Below are 17,168 nucleotides of genomic sequence, written 5' to 3' on the forward strand. Positions count from 1 at the left end.
GCGGCGCTATGCCGGTGTGGCCGGCGCATGTGCCACCCAGCCCCTGAAGCTGAAGCCGGCGTAGAACAGTTCCACGTTCTCGAAGCCGGCCTCCTGCAGCAGCGCCACTTCCTGTTCGGCTGAGAGCAGCGGCAGGCGTTCGGCGATCGCCTCGGCCGCGCGCTGTGTATCGGCACGTGGAATGCCGGAAGCCTCGGCGAACGCGGCGTAGCGCTGCAGCCAGCGATGCTTGCCGGCCGCGTCCTGCGGCACGCTGTGGTGCGCTACCACCAAAGGCGCACCTGCACGCAGCCGTTGCCGCAGTTCGCGCAGGGTGCGCAGGCGCTGTTCAATGGTGAGGAAGTGCAGGGTCAGCAGGCAGGTGGCGCCGTCGAAGACGCTCTGCGGGGCATCGTCGATGTAGCCTTCCAGCAGCGTCACCTGGGCCATCAACGGCCCCAGGGTCTGTTCGGCCAGCGCCAGCATTGGCGCGGCAGGATCGACGCCGAGCATCCGCCATTGCGGGTGCGCTTCTGCGAAGGCCTTGAGTTCCAGGCCGCCGCCTGCGCCGAGCACCAGCACCTGGCCATCATCGGGTACGTGTTCGGCCAGCAGCAGGTGGCTCATCTGCTGCAGTCCGAGGAAACCGGGTACCTGCCGTAGCGGGCCCTCCGCGTAGCGGGCCACGGCGTGGGGATCGGAGAAGGACATCGGAAGGACTCCTGCGGCAATGGCGAACATCCACTTTACCGTGCCCGGCAAGTGTCGATTGCACAGTGGCCCGCCTTTGCTTGAGGTCTGCGCCTGCATGCATTGAAGAGATCGGGAATGGACCCTCGCAGCCCTTCGATGCCATCGGCGGAAGTCTTCGAACTGGCGCTGACAATGCTGGGACGGGAGGGCGTGGATGAGGAGCAGGCCGAGCGGGCGCTGCTCGCGCTCGGCAGCGAACACTGGCAGATGCGACGCCTGCTGGTGTGGTTGCCTGAAGCCTTTGCCATGGCCCTGATCGGTCATATGGAGCTGGGCGTGCAGCTGCCCGGTACCTTCACCGCCTCCGACGCACAAGGCGAGCTGCATGAACTACCGCTCGACCGTGAGCCTGTATTCGCTGCCGGTCTCCAGCGCGCCCTGGCCATGTGCCACGAAGGGCCACGCGCCGCGTTCCGGGCGATCTGCCAGCGCAGTTCGTCGCTCAATGCGATCGACAACGCCTTGAATACCGGCGCCGATCTGCAGGGCGCCGCGCTTTCGGGTCCGGAGCTTCTGGACATCCCGGCAGAGACCTACCTCGCCCATTGAGCCCGGGGTTTTCAGAGCGCGGGCTTCATCCCGTCTGCTTCCAGGCGATACAGGCCGGTCAATCGCCAGTCATCGTGTACGCGTCTGCAACGCCTTCCCAAGCACCTGCCAGATCTTCGGGTCCTGGCACTGCGATACATTGAAACGCACGTAGTCGGCAGCCCGCTGCGACTGGCTGAAGGCATTGCCCGGCGCCACCACGACGCCTTCGCGCAGGCACTGCCTGGCCACCGCCGATGCATCACGACCATCGGGCAGCTGGCACCACAGGAACAGCCCTGCATCGGGTTGCAGCCATGGCGTGATGCCCAGCTTCTGCACCTGCCGCAGCGTGTGCTTGCGCGCATCGGCCAGGCGCGTGCGCACCGCCTGCATGTGGCGGCGGTAGCCACTGTCGGTCAGTGCAATCTGCATCAGGTGCGCCGCCAGGTGCCCACCGCCGAAGCTGGTGGCCAGCTTCAGATCGGTCAGTGCCTCGATCCAGTCCGGGCGCGCGGCGATGTAGCCGCAGCGCGATGCCGCGGAAATGGTCTTGGAGAAGCTGCCGACATGGATCACCCGCGACAATCCATCCAGCGCCGCCAGCCGCGGCGCCGGGCGCAGCTCGAAGTCGGCGAAGATGTCATCTTCGATGATGATCAGTTCGCTGTGTTCGGCCAGGCCCAGCAGGCGGTGTGCCGTGGTCGCCGACAGCACCGCGCCGGTCGGGTTGTGCAGCCCGGCGTTGGTGATGTACAGGCGTGGCGCGTGTTCCTGCAGCGCGCTGGCAAACACCTGCAGGTCCGGCCCGGTGTGCGTGTACGGTATGCCGATGGCCTGCACCTGATGGGCCTTCAACATCGCGTGGTAATTGAAATAGCTCGGGTCGTCGACCAGCACGCAGTCACCGGGCTTCAGCAGGAAGCGGCAGATCAGGTCGACCGCGTGCGTCCCCGATTCGGCCAGCAGCAACTGCTCCATCGACGCGTCGATGCCCAGCGTGGCCGCGCGTCGCTGCAGCGTCTGCCGCAATGCCGGCAGGCCCAGCGGTCCTGCATAGTCCACCAGCTGCGCGGAGTCGGCGCGGGCCATGCGGCGCAGGCCACGGCGCAGGCCATCGTGGTACAGCCAGTCGCTGGGCATCCAGCCACAGCCGGGCTTGAGGTGTCCCGGCGGGGTTTCCAGCGATTGCCGTGATACCCACAGCGGGTCCACCGCGCGATCCAGCCGCGGTTCCATTTCGGCCAGCGCCAGTGGTGCCGCCGGGCCAGCCACGTAGAAGCCGGAGCCGGCGCGCGCGGTGATCACGCCTTCGGCGGCCAAACGTTCGTAGGCCTCGACCACGGTGGACACCGAAACGCCCATCGCCGTGGCCTGCGCGCGCACCGAGGGCAGGCGGCTGCCCGGGCCATCCAGGCGCGAACTGATGCGGGAGCGGACGGCGTGGATGACGCTGTCGATGCGGCTGGGCGGTCGGGACATGCGCGTGACTGTAGGGGGATTGTGGGCAATACAGTTACTTGTGACTGTACTGGATTGTAGCTGTGTATCGCCCGTGCCCGGTGGCCCAATGACGGGCACGGCCGGCCATTGCCCGGCATTTCTGGAGCAGGGTGTGGAACGGTCGGCAAGCGGGTGGATCAATGGCTTCATCGGTGTGGTGATCTTCGCCGGCTCGTTGCCGGCCACCCGCCTGGCAGTGATGGAGCTGGACGCCAGCTTCGTCACCGCCGCACGCGCCAGCATCGCCGCGTTGCTGGGGCTGGTGCTGCTGCTGGCATTGCGCCAGCCGCGCCCGGTCAGAAGCGATCTGCCCGGTCTGGTGCTGGTCAGCCTGGGCGTGGTGGTGGGCTTCCCGTTGCTGACCGCGCTTGCCCTGCGCCACGCCTCCTCGGCACACACCATCGTGTTCCTGGGCCTGTTGCCGCTGAGCACGGCGGTATTCGGCGTCCTGCGCGGCGGTGACCGGCCACGTCCGGCGTTCTGGGTGTTCTCGCTGTTGGGCAGTGCCTGTGTGGTCGGCTACGCCGCGCGCAACGGCATCGAAGCCTCTCTGCAGGCCGACCTGTTGATGCTGGCAGCGATCGTGGTGTGCGGACTCGGCTATGCCGAGGGCGGCCGCCTGGCCCGGCATCTGGGTGGCTGGCAGGTAATCAGTTGGGCACTGCTGCTGGCATTGCCGGTGATGCTGCCGCTGATGGTGGCGATGCGCCCGTCCTCGTTCACGGCGGTCGCCGCGTCGGCCTGGTGGGCGCTGGGGTACGTGGCGGTGTTCAGCATGCTGGTCGGTTTCCTGTTCTGGTATCGCGGCCTGGCCCAGGGCGGTATCGCTGCGGTCGGCCAGCTGCAGCTGCTGCAGCCGTTCTTCGGCCTGGCGCTGGCGGCGCTGCTGCTGCACGAGACCGTCAGCGCCGGCATGTTGCTGGTGACCGTGGCAGCGGTGATCTGCGTGGCCGGCGCCCGCCGCTTCAGCCGATGACGCGCGATAGCGCCGGCGTATCGTGGCGTGCCGCCAACAGTATTGGCCGGGGCCGGCGCGCTTGGTTGAAGCTGTGCCGATGAAACCCGATTCCAGTATCTCGTTCGAAGGCCAGGTGGGCTTGGTGACCGGTGCCGCCGGCGGCCTCGGCCTGGCCTACAGCCGCCTGCTGGCCCAGCGTGGCGCGCACGTGGTGATGCATGACGTGGGCGCCGCGACGGACGGCACGGGTACCGATCCGCAGCGCATCGCCCAGGCGGTGGCAGCACTGCATGCCCAGGGCCTGCCGGTCGAAGCCGCCAGCGGCCCCATCAACCAGCGCAGCGCTTGCCACGCGCTCGTGCAGGACATCCTGCAGCGGCATGGTCGCCTGGACTTCATCGTCCACAACGCCGGCTGGGTGGCCTACGCCGGCATTGAAGTGGTGGAAGACGATGCGCTGGAGCAGATGCTGTGCCTGGCGGCGAAGACACCGCTGTGGCTGGCACAGGCGGCATGGCCTGCGATGCGTGCTGCCGGCGGCGGCCGCATCGTGCTGACCACCTCCGATCGCGCGCTGTACCCGCAGTATGCGCAGCGCGGCCTGTGCGGCTACGCGATGGCCAAGCTGGCTGCGCAGGGGCTGGTCAATGTGCTGGCCCTGGAAGGCGCCGAGCATGGCATCGTGGTCAACGCGGTGTCGCCGGTGGCCAAGACCCGCATGTGGGGCATCGACGGGGAGCCGGATGAACTGCATCCAGAGGCGGTGGCACCCGGGGTCGCCTTCCTTGCCTCTACGCGGTGCCGGCAGGGGGGCTGGACCCTGCGGGCCAGCAACGGCCAGTTCCATGCATTGCGATTGCAGGAAGCCGAACACGTGGCCTATCCGCGCGACCTGCGTGCGGTGGCAGCGGACAGCATCGAATCGGTGGCCCTGCAGTGGCCGGTCATTGCACGGCCGAGTGTCGACGCGCGCGGTTGAACGCGTACCCTAGGCAGGTCTCCCCCTGCCTGCGATGAAATGATCGATCTGCGCCTGCTCCGCCAGTTCGTGGCGGTGGCCGAAGAACTGCACTTCCATCGCGCTGCTGCACGCCTGCACATGTCGCAGCCACCATTGACGGCGGCGATGCGGCGCCTGGAAGACGAGGTGGGTACCGGGCTGATCGTACGCGGCAACCGCACGCTGGGCCTGACCGCAGCGGGGCAGACGCTGCTGGTGGAGGCGCGTGCAACCCTGCAGCACGCCGAACAGGCGCTGCAGCGCACGCGGGAAGCGGCGGCAGGGCAGACCGGCAGCCTGCGTGTCGGCTACGTCGGCAGCGCACTCTATGGGCGACTGCCGGCACTGATCCGCCAGTTCCGCCATGCGTTTGCGCAGGTGCAGCTGCATCTGCACGAAGCCACCTCGCGGCAGCAGCAACAGTGGCTGCGCGAGGGCCGCATCGACCTGGGCATCCTGATTCCGCCGATCATTTGCGCAGAGCTGCATCTGCAGGCGTTCGACCATGATCGACTGGCCATTGCCCTGCCGCGCGCGCATCGGTTGGCCGCACGGCCACGGCTGGATGTCGCCGCGCTGGTGGACGAGCCGTTCGTTTCATGGCCGTCGGCCGAAGGCATCGGCTTCCACGCGCAGGTGCTGGGCCTGTGTACTGCTGCCGGCTTCACGCCACGGGTCGTGCAGGAAGCGCAGGGCATGCACGCAGTGCTGTCGCTGGTGGCCGTGGAAGCGGGCGTGGCGATCGTGCCGGCCAGCATGGCCGGGTTCCGTCCCGAAGAAATCGTCTATCGACCACTGGATGGCGGCAACGCTGCGTTCGAGTTGCAGTTCTGCATGCGCCCGGAATCGCCTGCGCCGGTGCTGCAGAATTTCCTGGCGATGGCAGCGCAACCGGTAGTGTCGTGATTGCCAGCTGAGCATCTGTGCTGCGTGCAGTGGTGCGACGCTGATCGGCGTCGTGCATGCCTGCGGAGTGTGACTCGTCCTGCAGTTCTGCCCTTGGAAATCGCACCTGCGGCAAGCCTGAGGCGCGGGCGCGGACAACCCCTACATACCGCCTCGGCGACAGCACTCAGCATGTCCCCGTCGGCCATCATCGGCCGACTGGGATTGGCGTCCCACAATCAACTCTGGCACGTGATCGGCAGGCGCACGGATGGCGCCTGCGGATCTCGTGACCCGCTGTCCGTGGTGGGCGATGTGTGGGGATCACAATGATCCGCCGGTCAGTCCCAGAGTTGTCCGGTACGCCAACCCGCATCGCCCGCCGCCTGTTCGTGGTCAGCCACGAATGCGCTGATGGCGCTTGCCTCGGGGGTGGCAATGCGCGTCGTGCATGGGGAGTGGCGGCGGGCGGTGCATCTATCTGCTCAACGGGGACGGGTGAACGGATGTTCGGCCATGCAATCGATGATGCCCCCGGGCCACGCCCATGGCACCGATCGCAACAACCAGCAGCGCTTCCATGTTGTTGCAGGTCATTGCCGTAGCCAGGGCGGCACCGGCGTCGCGATCCACGCCGGGAAGGCTCCAGGGCTGCGCCGTGCCGGTGGTCGGAACGCGCAAATGCAGCGCCTGCAGTGAACGCAGTTCCACTAGCGACCGGCGCCAGCGGTGTGTTTGCAGGTGGCCGGCGCTGCGCACAGCTCGAAGTGGAAACTGCCGAGGCGACGCGACATCAGGCTGGAATCGGCCAGTTCACTGCTGTGTATCACCGCAGACAACCCTTTGCTGACTACATCCACGAGGCGGTCATTGAAATCAAGTTCCAACTGCACCTGAGGGTAGCGCTGCTGGAGGCCTGGCAGCACCGGCGGCAGAAAACGGTAGCCGATGGTGTGCAGGCCAATCGGCAGCAGGCCGCGGCGTCGCCAGCTCGGCCTGCGGATGCTGGCGCTGTCCGCGCCGACGCAGGTGCTGCCACTGCTCGCCGCGCGCTGTGCCGGCCGGATGGCAAGCACCCGCTGTGTGTGGAGGGGGTGCTGCTCCGTGCGCTGGGGCTGTCAGCACTGACCGCAGGCGGTGCTCTGCTGCATATGCTGCTGCGGCGGTCGTCGGCCGTTGCCGTGCTCGGAACCGGCAGCTGATGGTACCGGGGCTCCGCTCAGGGCAGACCATCTGCGGCGCCGCGGATGCTCATCCAGGCGCCGCCGCCGGGCGCGCTGCCGGCGCGGACACGGAAACCGTGCAGCCCGGCAATGGCGGCCACGATCGACAGCCCCAGGCCAAAGCCGGGCCCTTGCCCGGCACTGCTGCTGCCGCGGAAGAAGCGCTGGTAGATCAAGGTGCGGTCCTGCGGCGGGATGCCCGGCCCGTTGTCGATCACATCGATCCGGGGCGCGCCGTGGTCGTCCATCGCGCGCAGCAGGATGCGTCCGTGCGCAGGCGTGAACTGCAGGGCGTTGGACAGCAGGTTGGCCACCGCTTCGAACAGCAGTTCGCGGTCGCCGCGCAGCATGCCGATCTGCGGCGCCACCTGCAGCTGCAGATCCTGTTGCTTCTCTTCGGCCAACGGCAGGTAGAACTGGTGCAGCTCCTGCAGCAGGTCGGCGATGTCGACCTCGTCGAAGGCCGAACGGCGCTGGTGGCTTTCCAGCTCGGACACGCGCAGCAGGGCGGCGAAGCGCGCCATCAGCATGTCGGTCTCCGCCAGCGCCTTGTCCAGCGTGTCCGCATGCGGGTCGTGTTCGTCCAGACCCACGCGCATGCGGTAGAGGTGTGCACGCAGGCGCGTGAGCGGTGTACGCAGGTCATGCGCGATGCTGTCGCACACGCCTTTGACCTCGGTCATCAGCTGTTCGATGCGTTCCAGCATGGCATTGACGATGCTCGACAGCCGATCGATCTCATCGCGTCGGTTGGATACCGGCAGGCGTTGCCCGAGGTCGCCGGCAATGATGCGGTTGGTAGCCGCTTCGATCTGCTGGATCCGCTTCAATGGGCGCCGACGCAGCAGATGCCAGCCCACCAGCCCGGGGATGACGGTCAGTGACACGCCCCACAGCAGTGCATCGAGGATGATGCTGTTGACCGCCATCAGCTTGCCGTTCTGGCGCACGAACACCAGTGTCCGGCCATCCCGGGTCACCACGCCGAGCGCGCTGCCACCGCTCTCGTGGCGGCCATCGACCAGCGTCCAACCCGCTACCTGATGCGAGTTGCCATCCAGCGGCAGTCCTTCGGGGATGGCCGTCAGCGGGCCCGCCATCGCCACGCCGGCCTTGTCGAACAGCCCGTACGTATACACCTGGTGCAGGTCGAAGCGCTGGCTGTCGCGCAGCGCGTCATCCAGCGCCGGGCCATCGAAACTCATGAACAGATGGGCGCGCTGCTGCAGGCCCGATTCGGTCAGATCGTTCAGGTAGTCCGAGATGCGCCAGTACATCACGCCCAGCAGCAGGCTGGACCAGGCCACGAACAGGATGCAGTACAGGCCCAGCAGGCGGCTGCTGGATGAGCGCCAATGGTCAGGATTGCGCGTCGAAGACATAACCGGTTCCACGTACGGTCAAGATCGGCTGCGGCCGGCCGGGTTGTTCGATGCGTTTGCGCACCCGGCCGATATGCACGTCGATCAGGTTGGTGCCCGGGTCGAAGTGGTAGCCCCAGACTTCCTGGAACAACATGGTGCGGGTGACCACCTGGCCGGCATTGCGGACCAGGAATTCCAGCAGCTTGAACTCGGTCGGCAGCAGGTTGATCTCCTGGCCGCCACGGCGCACCGACCGGCTCATCAGGTCCAGTTCCAGGTCGCCGGCGCGCAGCACCTTGTCGCTGGCAGCAGCCTGGCCCTGGCGCCGGATCAGCACTTCCACGCGCGCGGCCATTTCATCGGAGGCGAACGGCTTGGTCAGGTAGTCGTCGCCACCTGCACGCAGGCCACGCACACGTTCATCCACGTCCGACAGCGCACTGATCATCAACACCGGCGTGGCGATGCCTTCATTGCGCAGCGTGGTGACCAGGGCAAGCCCGTCGATGCCGGGCAGCATGCGGTCCAGGGTGATCACCGCGTAGCCGCCTGAACGTGCCAGCGCCAGGCCACTGCTGCCGTCGCTGGCCAGGTCCACCTCGAAGCCGTGGCTGCGCAGTTCGGTGGCGATTTCCTCCGCGGTGACAAGGTCGTCCTCGATGGTGAGTACGCGCGGCATGGGCCACTTTGCAGATTGGGACCTGCGCATCCTCGCAACCACGGGCGTGCACTGCAAATGAAAAATGTTTCATGCGTTTTTCGCTGGATCGCAGCGCGCTGTCTTCTATATTCGGCGCCGAACGCTCCCCCCGCGCGTGGAACCTGCTGCCGATGACCCTTCCGTACTTCTCCGTGCCTGCCGCCAACTGGTGCCGGTCGCTGCTGGTGCTTGCCCTGGCCAGCCTGCTGGCCGGCTGCGGCAGGGACGCACCCAAACCAGGCAAGACGACGCCGGAAGTGACCGTGCTGACGCTGCAGAACCAGACGCTGGCGCTGGAGCAGGAACTGCCGGGACGCACCATTGCCTCGCAGGAATCGGATGTGCGCCCGCAGGTGGACGGGGTGCTGGTGAAGCGCCTGTTCGAGCAGGGGCAGCTGGTGAAGGCCGGGCAGCCCCTGTTCCAGATCGAGCCGGCGCTGTACCAGGCCGCCTTGAACGAGGCGCAGGCCAACCTGAAGACCGCCGAAGCGGCCGCCGTGACCGCTCGCCTGCGGGCGCAGCGGATGCAGGCGCTGGGCAAGGACCAGCTGGCCGCGCGCCAGGACGTGGACGATGCCATCGCCAGTGGCCAGCAGGCGGCTGCGGCCGTGCAGGCTGCGCAGGCAGCGCGCGATACCGCCAGCACGCGGCTGGGTTTTGCCACGGTCACCGCACCGATTGCCGGTCGCATCGGGCGCGCGCTGTTCACCCCGGGGGCACTGGTGACATCCGCCCAGGCCGACCCGCTGGCGCGGATCCAGCAGGTCGACCCGATGAACGTGGACATCACCCAGTCCAGCAACGAGTACCTGGCGCTGCGTCGCGCCATTGCCGAGGGGGGCGTGCAGGCCAACAGCGCGCCGGTGCGGCTGCGCCTGTCCGATGGCACCGACTACCCGCTGCCGGGCACGCTGGAATTTGCCGACATCGATGTGCAGCAGGAGACCGGCAGCATCACCCTGCGCGCGCAGTTCCCCAACCCCGAGGGACAGCTGTTGCCGGGCATGTACGTGCGTGCGCAGGTGGGCCAGGGCACGCAGCAGCAGGCGCTGCTGGTACCGCAGTCGGCGGTGGACCGCAGTGCCAAGGGCGAGGCGCAGGCGTGGCTGGTCGACAAGGAGGGCAAGGCGCGGCTGCGTACATTCCGCACCGCCCGCGCGGTGGGCAACCAGTGGCTGGTGCTTGATGGCATCAGCGCAGGCGAGCAGGTGGTGGTGGCGGGGGCGCAGGGCCTTGCCGACGGCATGCCGGTGCGGATGAAGCCCGCATCCGTGGCTGCGCCGGCCGGAAAGGACTGAGCGCATGCTGCCGCGCTTCTTCATCCACCGCCCTGTATTCGCCTGGGTACTGGCGATCTGCATCATGGCGTTCGGCACGATTGCGGTGACCCAGCTGCCGGTCGAGCAGTACCCGGACATCGCACCGCCGCAGGTCAACATCACCGCCAACTACACCGGCGCGTCTGCACAGACGGTGGAAGACAGCGTCACCCAGGTGATCGAACAGCAGATCAAGGGCATCGACCACCTGCTGTATTTTTCCTCCACCAGTTCGTCTTCGGGGCAGGCGCGGATCACGGTCACCTTCGACCAGAGCGCCAACCCCGATATCGCCCAGGTACAGGTGCAGAACAGCGTCAACCAGGCCATCAACCGCCTGCCGCAGGAAGTGCAGCAGCAGGGCGTGACCGTGGCCAAGTCGCAGGGCGACTCGCTGATGGTGGTTTCGCTGTACGACACCAGCCGGCGCATGGAGCGGGTGGACGTTTCCGATTTCCTGGTCAGCAACGTGCAGGATCCGATCAGCCGCATTGCCGGCGTCGGCGAGATCAATGTGTTCGGCTCGGCCTATGCGATGCGGGTGTGGCTGGATCCGCACAAGCTGCGTGCCTACGACCTGATGCCGTCGGATGTGCGCAGCGCGATCCAGGCACAGAACACCCAGGTCACTGCCGGCGAGCTGGGGGCGTTGCCGTCCAGTGCGACGCAGAGCCTCAATGCCACCGTCACCGCGCAGTCGCGCCTGCAGACTCCGGAACAGTTCCGCGCGATCATCCTGCGCACGCTGCCCAGCGGCGCGGCGGTGCACCTGGGCGACGTGGCGCGGGTCGAGATCGGCGCGGAGAATTACCAGACCAGCAGCTTCCTCAACGGCTATCCGGCTGCGGGTTTCTCGGTGACCCTGGCCTCCGGCGCCAACGCGCTGGCCACTGCCGATGCAGTACGCGCGGAGCTTGAACGGCTGCGGCCTACGTTCCCGCCCGGGCTGCAGGTGGCCTATCCACGCGACAGCACGCCGTTCGTACGGGTCTCCATCGAAGGGGTCATCCACACCCTGATCGAGGCGATCGTACTGGTCGTGGTGGTGATGTTCCTGTTCCTGCAGAACCTGCGCGCCACCCTGATACCTGCGATCACGGTGCCGGTGGTGCTGCTGGGTACCTTCGGCGTCCTCGCGGTGGCCGGTTTCACCATCAACACCCTGACGCTGTTTGCGATGGTGCTGGCCATCGGCTTGCTGGTCGATGACGCGATCGTGGTGGTGGAGAACGTGGAACGCATCATCCACGAAGAGCATCTGCCGCCACGCGAGGCAACCGAGAAGTCGATGGGCGAGATCACCGGTGCGCTGATCGGCATCACCGTGGTGCTCGGTGCGGTGTTCCTGCCGATGGCGCTGTTCGGTGGCTCCACCGGCATCATCTACCGGCAGTTCTCGATCACGATTGCATCGGCCATGGCGTTGTCGGCGCTGGTCGCGCTGACCCTGACTCCAGCGCTGTGCGCGACCCTGCTCAAGCCCTCGTCGGCGCAGAAGCCGCCGGGGCGCTTCTTCGCCGCGTTCAACCGCGGCGTCGAACGCAGCCAGTCGGCCTACCAGGGCAAGCTCGGTGGCGTGGTGTCACGTCCGCGGCGCTGGATGGCGTTCTACCTGTTGCTGGTGATCGCCATGATTGCCTTGTACGCGCGCATGCCCACCGGCTTCCTGCCGGTGGAGGACCAGGGCCAGGTGACCTTCCAGTTCTCCACGCCGGAAGGCACGCCGATGGCGCGCACCGAGGCGCTGGGCGAGCAGATCAGCCGTTACTTCATGGAGCACGAGAAGCAGAACCTGGACGTGGTGTTCGTGGTGGTCGGTCGCAACAACGCCGGTACCGGCCAGAATGCGGGGCAGGGCTTCCTGGCACTCAAGCCCTGGGACGAGCGCAAGGGCGACAACACCGCAGCGGCGATCATCGCGCGCGCCAATGCCTATTTCCGCAAGCTGCCCGATGCCAAGGTCAACGTGCTGGCGCCGCCGGCAGTGCGCGGCCTCGGGCAGTCAAGCGGTTTCGAACTGTGGCTGCAGGACACCAGCGCGGCCGGACGCGTAGCGTTGCAGGCCGCGCAGGAGCAGGTGGTACGCGCGGCCGGCGAAGACGACGGGCTGACCTCCGTGCGCTTGAACGGGCTGGGCGACAAGGCCGAGCTGCGGCTGGACATCGACCACGCCCAGGCCAGCGCGCTGGGCCTGGCACAGGCCGACATCAATTCCACGCTGTCTGCCGCCTGGGGTGGCAGTTACATCAATGATTTCCTGGATCGCGGCCGGGTCAAGCGTGTCTACATGCAGGGCGACCAGCCCTACCGCAGCGTGCCCGACGACATCGGCCAGTGGTACGTGCGTGGCGGCAATGGTCAGATGGCCTCGTTCGCCAGCTTTGCCAGCAGCCATTGGGCACGTGGGCCGCAGCTGCAGCAGCGTTTCAACGGCCTGCCGGCGATGCAGATCCAGGGCAGCGCGGCCGAGGGGCGCAGCTCGGGTGAAGCGATGCAGCGCATGCAGGCGCTGGTGGCTGATCAACCCGGGTTCGACCTGCAATGGAGCGGGCTGTCCTATCAGGAACAACTGGCCAGCAACCAGACGCTGTACCTGTACGCCGCTTCGATTGCCTTCATCTTCCTGTGCCTGGCCGCGCTCTACGAGAGCTGGACGGTCCCGGTGGCGGTGGTGCTGGTGATTCCGCTGGGCGTGATCGGTACGGTGCTGGCGACCACGGCTGCGGGCTTCGTCAATGACATCTACTTCCAGGTGGGGTTGCTGACCACGATTGGATTGTCGGCAAAGAACGCGATCCTGATCGTGGAGTTCGCCGAAGCACGCTACCGCGCCGGCAGTTCAGCGGTGGAAGCGGCACTGCAGGGCGCGCGCCTGCGCCTGCGGCCGATCGTGATGACCTCGCTGGCCTTCGTGGCAGGCGTCATCCCGCTGGCGTTGGCCACCGGCGCCGGCGCGGTCAGCCGGCGTGAAATCGGCATGAGCGTGATCGGCGGCATGCTCTCCGGAACGGTGCTGGCGGTGGTGCTGGTGCCGCTGTTCTTCGTGCTGGTACGGCGGGTGGGCAGGGCGCGGCCGGTGCACTGAGGGCAGGGGCGTCGGCTGTCACCTTCCTGCCGCAGCGCCATCACCCGGTCTTGGCCCGGGCATCGGTAGGGTTGATCGTCCCCGTCCCCCCACGGAGACCTGCCATGTGGTTGCTTGACCGACTCTGGCCCTCGCGCCCTGCGCTGCCCGCCGCGACGCTGCCGCCTGCAGCGGACCTGCCCGCGCGTCGAACGCCGTTGAAGCGTCCGTTGCGCGTCGGCCGGGCCAGCATGGCCCCCTGGCAGAAGATCGCGCCGCCACCCCGGCGCAGCCGCCACTAACCGGTGCGATCAGAGGGGTGGTTGACCCCGTCGCTGACCGGAACGGTTCCCAGCGCGAACGGATCGATGCCTTCCAGGCAGGCTACGTTGTAGCCGTACTGGTCCGGGTTGGAGCGGCGGCGGTGGTGCGTGTAGATGCCACAGACGTCGCAGAAGTAGTGCTCGGCCACGTGCGTGTTGAACTGGTACAGGCGTAGATGGGCCTGGCCACGCACGATATGCAGCCCGTCTTCGGCCACGCTGGCGGCGATGGCGCCGCGGCGCCGGCACATCGAACAGTCGCAGCGGCGCGGGTCGACGATGCCCTCGGGCAGGTCCAGCAGCAGCTCGACGGTGCCGCAATGACAGCTGGCCCGGTGCTGCGCTTGTACGGCGACGCCGGCCACGGTGGTAATGCCCATCCTCGCTCCCTGTATACCCTTGGTGGACGCCAGTATGCGCCCGCCGGCGCCAGCCTGAACCGTCGTGGATGTCGCCGTGAGGCGGCTTGTGGCTAACTATGCCGCCCCGGGACCCCGACAGGATGCCAGTGAAAGCCGCAGGACGATGGATGACAGGATGTGTGATGGTGCTGCTGGCGCTGTGGGTGGCCGGTCTGCTGACCTACCAGATGCCCGGGCCGGGCTGGCTGGGCGTGACCGCAGCGACGCTGTGGCTGCTGGCCGCCGCCTGGGCGGCGTGGCAGGTGGCGCGCGGCCGTGGCACACGCCGGCTATGGGCGGCTTTTGCCGGCGCTCTGGCGCTGGCGGGGTTGTGGTGGCTGCTGCTGACCCCACGCCAGGACCGCGACTGGGCCGATGACGTGGCGCAGCGCCTGCACGTGGAATCCTTCGATGGCCGCCACGTGGTGCTGGACAACGTGCGCGATTTCACCTGGCGCAGCGAGACCGACTACGACGCGCGCTGGGTGCGCCGCAGCTACGACCTGGACCAGCTGCGTTCGGCCGACCTGGTGCTGTCGTACTGGATGGGCCCGGCGATCGCCCACACCCTGGTCTCGTTCGGATTCGAGGACGGGCGCCACCTGGTGTTCTCGCTGGAAATCCGCAAGGAGCGCGGTGAATCGTTCTCGGCACTGGGCGGCTTCTTCCGCAAGTTCGAGATGACGCTGGTCGCGTCCGAAGAAACCGACATCATCCGCACCCGCACCAACGCGCGCGGCGAGGATGTCTACCTGTACCGCCTGCACGGCCTGGACCGCAACCAGCTCAAGACCCTGTTTGCTGCCTACATCGACCAGGCACGCCAGCTTGATGCCACCCCCGGCTTCTACAACACGCTGACCAGCAACTGCACCACGATCGTCTTCGACCTGGCGCGGCATATCGCCCCGCGCCTGCCACTGGACTACCGGTTGCTGGCCTCGGGCTACCTGGCCGAGTACGCGCAGGAGGTGGGCGCGCTCACGCCTGGCGTGCCGTACGCCGAACTGCATGCCAAGGGCCGCATCACCGAGCGCGCGCTGAAGATGGCACCCGACGATGATTTCTCCACCGTGATCCGCCAGGGCATTCCCGGCACCGAGCAGGACCCGCAGCAATGACCCCGATGATCCTGTTCCGCTGGCAGCGCGTGCTGCCGGCGTTGTTGGCTGCTTTCCTGCTGCTGGGCGGCAGCGGCTGCGCGATGGTCACCGTCAAGCAGGTGGCGTCCAGCGATTACCTGGTCAACAAGCGTGCCGATGTGCTCAACACCGGCAAGCTCAGCCCCGCCTCGCGCGAGACGCTGAGTGCGGCCGGGCTGGACGAATCGCAGTGCGAGAAGGACTTCCTGGTCTGCCGCAGCACGCTGTTGATGACCGATGACCTCAACGTCGAGCAACGGTTGTCGACGCTGTCCGAGCTGTGGGTGAAGGCCGCTCTGGCATTGACGCCGAAGAAGCAGGCGGCCAACGAACCGCCGATGAGCGATGCAGCGCTGGATGCGTGGCTGGAGGCGGCGCGCTATGGCTACGCCTATCTGTTCTACAGCGGGCGCTCGCCCTCCGATCGCGCGTTCGAAGACCGGCAGACGCAGGTGCGCGATTACTACAACTATGCTGCCGAGAAGGCCGCCGTGGTGTTGTTCGCGCGCGCCCGTGCCGCAGCGCTGGCCGGCGAGGACTACACCAGGCCGGTATCGGCGGGCAGCTGGACGCTGGCTTCCGATTTCCAGCGCCTTTCATTGAAGAGCATCCCCAAGCAGCTGGTGCCGGCCGGTACCGTCAGCTTCGTCGGCATGCGCAGCACCTATCGCCGCGATGGTTTCGGCGCCGAGCTGGTGATGGTGATGGACCCGCCGAAGCTGGTGGTGCCGGCCGTCGCCGCCGAAGGGGCCAAGGCCGAAACGGCGCAGGCGCAGGCCAGCAAGGACGAGCAGGAGGAGGGCGTCCGCCGCGGACGACGCCACCAGCACGATGATTCGGTGCCCGAGTACAGCGAGATGTCCTCGATCAACGTCACGGCATTGCTGCGTTTTGAAGGCAACACGCTGGAAGACGTGATGCGCACCCGCCAGGTGCTGCTGGATGGCTATTCGCCCGAGGCCACCGAGCGCATCACCCTGCATGGCGAAGAGGTGCCGCTGGCGGGCAACTTCACCGCCGCCTACGGCCTGTGGCTGGCGCAGAGCGGGTTCGCCACGCAGTCGCTGCGTACCCTGTTCGGCATGAGCGAGGGCATCGGCGAGCCGCACATCTACCTGATGCAGCCGTGGGACCCGAACCGCCGCATCATCTTCATGCTGCATGGCCTGGGCAGCAGCCCGGAAGCGTGGGTGAACCTGGCCAACGAGATCATGGGTGACCCCGAGCTGCGCCAGCAGTTCCAGGTGTGGCAGGTGTACTATCCGACCAATGCGCCGATCGCGCTGAACCGCTATGAGATCGCCAACGCATTCAACGACACGTTGAAGCACTTCGACCCCAACGGCAGCACGCGCGCCTCGAAGGACATGGTCTACATCGGCCACAGCATGGGTGGCGTGCTGGCGCGCCTGCTGGTCAGCGACTCGGGCGACGTGCTGTGGAACGATCTGCTGGCCAACTACAACCTGAAGGGCGAACGCCTGAAGCGGGTGCAGTCCAAGCTGGGTCCGCTGCTGCACTTCAGGGCCGAACCGAACGTGGAGCGTGCGATCTTCATCGCCGCCCCGCACCAGGGCACGGACATCGCCGGCAACAAGGTCGGCCGCCTGATCGGCCGCCTGGTGCGCCTGCCGCTGACCATCCTCGGCAAGTTCGAGGATGTGTTCCTGGCACTGGCACAGGCCGAGCAGCAGGCCGATGGCACGGCCAAGCCGAAGATTCCCAACAGCATCGACAACCTCAAGGCCAGCGACCCGTTCGTGAAGGCCGCTGCGCAGCTGCCGATCACGCCGGGCCTGAAGTACCACTCGATCATCGCCCAGCGCAAACCGGAACTGCCGGTGGAGAAATCCGACGATGGGCTGGTGCCTTACTGGAGCTCGCACCTGCCGGGCGCGCTGTCGGAGAAGGTGATCATCTCCGGCCACAGCGTGCAGGAGACGCCGCAGGCGGTGCTGGAAGTGCGCCGCATCCTGCACCAGGACATCGATGAAGTGGGTACGGTGGCGAGGCCATGACGTAACGC

Annotated in this window: 13 protein-coding genes and 1 pseudogene; 8 read left to right on the forward strand and 6 right to left on the reverse strand. The window is 67.2% G+C overall.

From position 1 onward, the window contains the following. Window positions 1-6: 6 nt before the first annotated feature. Window positions 7-690 carry a class I SAM-dependent methyltransferase gene (locus ACUXVE_RS12290; protein WP_222390485.1) on the reverse strand — a complete coding sequence of 228 codons (684 nt, stop codon included), beginning with the start codon at window positions 688-690 and terminating at the stop codon, window positions 7-9. 117 nt (window positions 691-807) lie between these two features. Between ACUXVE_RS12290 and ACUXVE_RS12295 the strand changes: the two genes are divergently transcribed. After that, window positions 808-1,281 carry a hypothetical protein gene (locus ACUXVE_RS12295; RefSeq protein ID WP_445514489.1) on the forward strand — a complete coding sequence of 158 codons (474 nt, stop codon included), beginning with the start codon at window positions 808-810 and terminating at the stop codon, window positions 1,279-1,281. A 69-nt stretch (window positions 1,282-1,350) separates the two neighbouring features. Here ACUXVE_RS12295 and ACUXVE_RS12300 read toward each other — a convergent pair whose 3' ends face one another. Continuing rightward, window positions 1,351-2,742, reverse strand: a complete 1,392-nt coding sequence (locus ACUXVE_RS12300; protein WP_445514490.1) for an aminotransferase-like domain-containing protein — start codon at window positions 2,740-2,742, stop codon at window positions 1,351-1,353. 133 nt (window positions 2,743-2,875) lie between these two features. Here ACUXVE_RS12300 and ACUXVE_RS12305 point away from each other — a divergent pair, with 133 nt between their 5' ends. From ACUXVE_RS12305 to ACUXVE_RS12315, 3 genes are all read left to right on the forward strand, one after another. Then, complete coding sequence (locus ACUXVE_RS12305) at window positions 2,876-3,739, forward strand: DMT family transporter (RefSeq protein ID WP_025874055.1); 864 nt, start codon at window positions 2,876-2,878, stop codon at window positions 3,737-3,739. Window positions 3,740-3,818: 79 nt separating this feature from the next. Then, the gene (locus ACUXVE_RS12310; RefSeq protein WP_445514491.1) at window positions 3,819-4,700 is read left to right on the forward strand and encodes an SDR family NAD(P)-dependent oxidoreductase; all 882 of its coding nucleotides are present in this window, start codon (window positions 3,819-3,821) and stop codon (window positions 4,698-4,700) included. A gap of 39 nt (window positions 4,701-4,739) precedes the next feature. Next, on the forward strand, window positions 4,740-5,627 hold the full coding sequence (locus tag ACUXVE_RS12315; RefSeq protein WP_445514492.1) for a LysR substrate-binding domain-containing protein: 888 nt from the start codon (window positions 4,740-4,742) through the stop codon (window positions 5,625-5,627). A 516-nt stretch (window positions 5,628-6,143) separates the two neighbouring features. Here the strand turns inward: ACUXVE_RS12315 and ACUXVE_RS12320 are convergent. The 3 genes and pseudogenes from ACUXVE_RS12320 to ACUXVE_RS12330 form a co-directional block, all read right to left on the reverse strand. Further along, window positions 6,144-6,583, reverse strand: a pseudogene (locus tag ACUXVE_RS12320) (LysR substrate-binding domain-containing protein); the annotation flags it as partial. Window positions 6,584-6,825: 242 nt separating this feature from the next. Next, entirely contained in the window at window positions 6,826-8,211 is a 1,386-nt protein-coding gene (locus ACUXVE_RS12325) for a sensor histidine kinase (protein WP_445514493.1), read from the reverse strand. Then, window positions 8,189-8,872, reverse strand: coding sequence for a response regulator transcription factor (locus tag ACUXVE_RS12330; RefSeq protein WP_222390476.1), 684 nt, complete (start codon window positions 8,870-8,872; stop codon window positions 8,189-8,191). Before ACUXVE_RS12330 ends, ACUXVE_RS12325 begins: the two co-directional genes overlap by 23 nt. A 152-nt stretch (window positions 8,873-9,024) precedes the next feature. Here ACUXVE_RS12330 and ACUXVE_RS12335 point away from each other — a divergent pair, with 152 nt between their 5' ends. Both ACUXVE_RS12335 and ACUXVE_RS12340 read left to right on the forward strand, forming a co-directional pair. Continuing rightward, the gene (locus ACUXVE_RS12335) at window positions 9,025-10,191 is read left to right on the forward strand and encodes an efflux RND transporter periplasmic adaptor subunit (RefSeq protein WP_445514501.1); all 1,167 of its coding nucleotides are present in this window, start codon (window positions 9,025-9,027) and stop codon (window positions 10,189-10,191) included. A 4-nt stretch (window positions 10,192-10,195) separates the two neighbouring features. Continuing rightward, on the forward strand, window positions 10,196-13,297 hold the full coding sequence (locus ACUXVE_RS12340; protein WP_025874048.1) for an efflux RND transporter permease subunit: 3,102 nt from the start codon (window positions 10,196-10,198) through the stop codon (window positions 13,295-13,297). 277 nt (window positions 13,298-13,574) lie between these two features. Here ACUXVE_RS12340 and ACUXVE_RS12345 read toward each other — a convergent pair whose 3' ends face one another. Further along, window positions 13,575-13,979 (reverse strand): GFA family protein, encoded by a 405-nt coding sequence (locus ACUXVE_RS12345; RefSeq protein WP_025874047.1) that lies wholly within the window; start codon window positions 13,977-13,979, stop codon window positions 13,575-13,577. Window positions 13,980-14,143: 164 nt separating this feature from the next. Between ACUXVE_RS12345 and ACUXVE_RS12350 the strand changes: the two genes are divergently transcribed. Both ACUXVE_RS12350 and ACUXVE_RS12355 read left to right on the forward strand, forming a co-directional pair. After that, window positions 14,144-15,121: an Lnb N-terminal periplasmic domain-containing protein gene (locus ACUXVE_RS12350; RefSeq protein WP_445514502.1), complete on the forward strand. Its 978-nt coding sequence runs from the start codon at window positions 14,144-14,146 to the stop codon at window positions 15,119-15,121. Further along, window positions 15,118-17,160 carry an esterase/lipase family protein gene (locus ACUXVE_RS12355; RefSeq protein ID WP_445514494.1) on the forward strand — a complete coding sequence of 681 codons (2,043 nt, stop codon included), beginning with the start codon at window positions 15,118-15,120 and terminating at the stop codon, window positions 17,158-17,160. The genes ACUXVE_RS12350 and ACUXVE_RS12355 overlap by 4 nt, the downstream gene beginning before the upstream one ends. The last annotated feature ends 8 nt before the right edge of the window (window positions 17,161-17,168 follow it).

It is taken from the genome of Stenotrophomonas sp. 3(2025), assembly GCF_052665395.1.

Coding starts and splice junctions, on each gene's coding strand:
- ACUXVE_RS12325 (WP_445514493.1), bottom strand. CDS start 8,211: ATGTCTTCGACGCGCAATCCTGACCATTGGCGCTCATCCAGCAGCCGC.
- ACUXVE_RS12330 (WP_222390476.1), bottom strand. CDS start 8,872: ATGCCGCGCGTACTCACCATCGAGGACGACCTTGTCACCGCGGAGGAA.
- ACUXVE_RS12340 (WP_025874048.1), top strand. CDS start 10,196: ATGCTGCCGCGCTTCTTCATCCACCGCCCTGTATTCGCCTGGGTACTG.
- ACUXVE_RS12335 (WP_445514501.1), top strand. CDS start 9,025: ATGACCCTTCCGTACTTCTCCGTGCCTGCCGCCAACTGGTGCCGGTCG.
- ACUXVE_RS12315 (WP_445514492.1), top strand. CDS start 4,740: ATGATCGATCTGCGCCTGCTCCGCCAGTTCGTGGCGGTGGCCGAAGAA.
- ACUXVE_RS12295 (WP_445514489.1), top strand. CDS start 808: ATGGACCCTCGCAGCCCTTCGATGCCATCGGCGGAAGTCTTCGAACTG.
- ACUXVE_RS12310 (WP_445514491.1), top strand. CDS start 3,819: ATGAAACCCGATTCCAGTATCTCGTTCGAAGGCCAGGTGGGCTTGGTG.
- ACUXVE_RS12290 (WP_222390485.1), bottom strand. CDS start 690: ATGTCCTTCTCCGATCCCCACGCCGTGGCCCGCTACGCGGAGGGCCCG.
- ACUXVE_RS12350 (WP_445514502.1), top strand. CDS start 14,144: ATGGTGCTGCTGGCGCTGTGGGTGGCCGGTCTGCTGACCTACCAGATG.
- ACUXVE_RS12345 (WP_025874047.1), bottom strand. CDS start 13,979: ATGGGCATTACCACCGTGGCCGGCGTCGCCGTACAAGCGCAGCACCGG.
- ACUXVE_RS12300 (WP_445514490.1), bottom strand. CDS start 2,742: ATGTCCCGACCGCCCAGCCGCATCGACAGCGTCATCCACGCCGTCCGC.
- ACUXVE_RS12355 (WP_445514494.1), top strand. CDS start 15,118: ATGACCCCGATGATCCTGTTCCGCTGGCAGCGCGTGCTGCCGGCGTTG.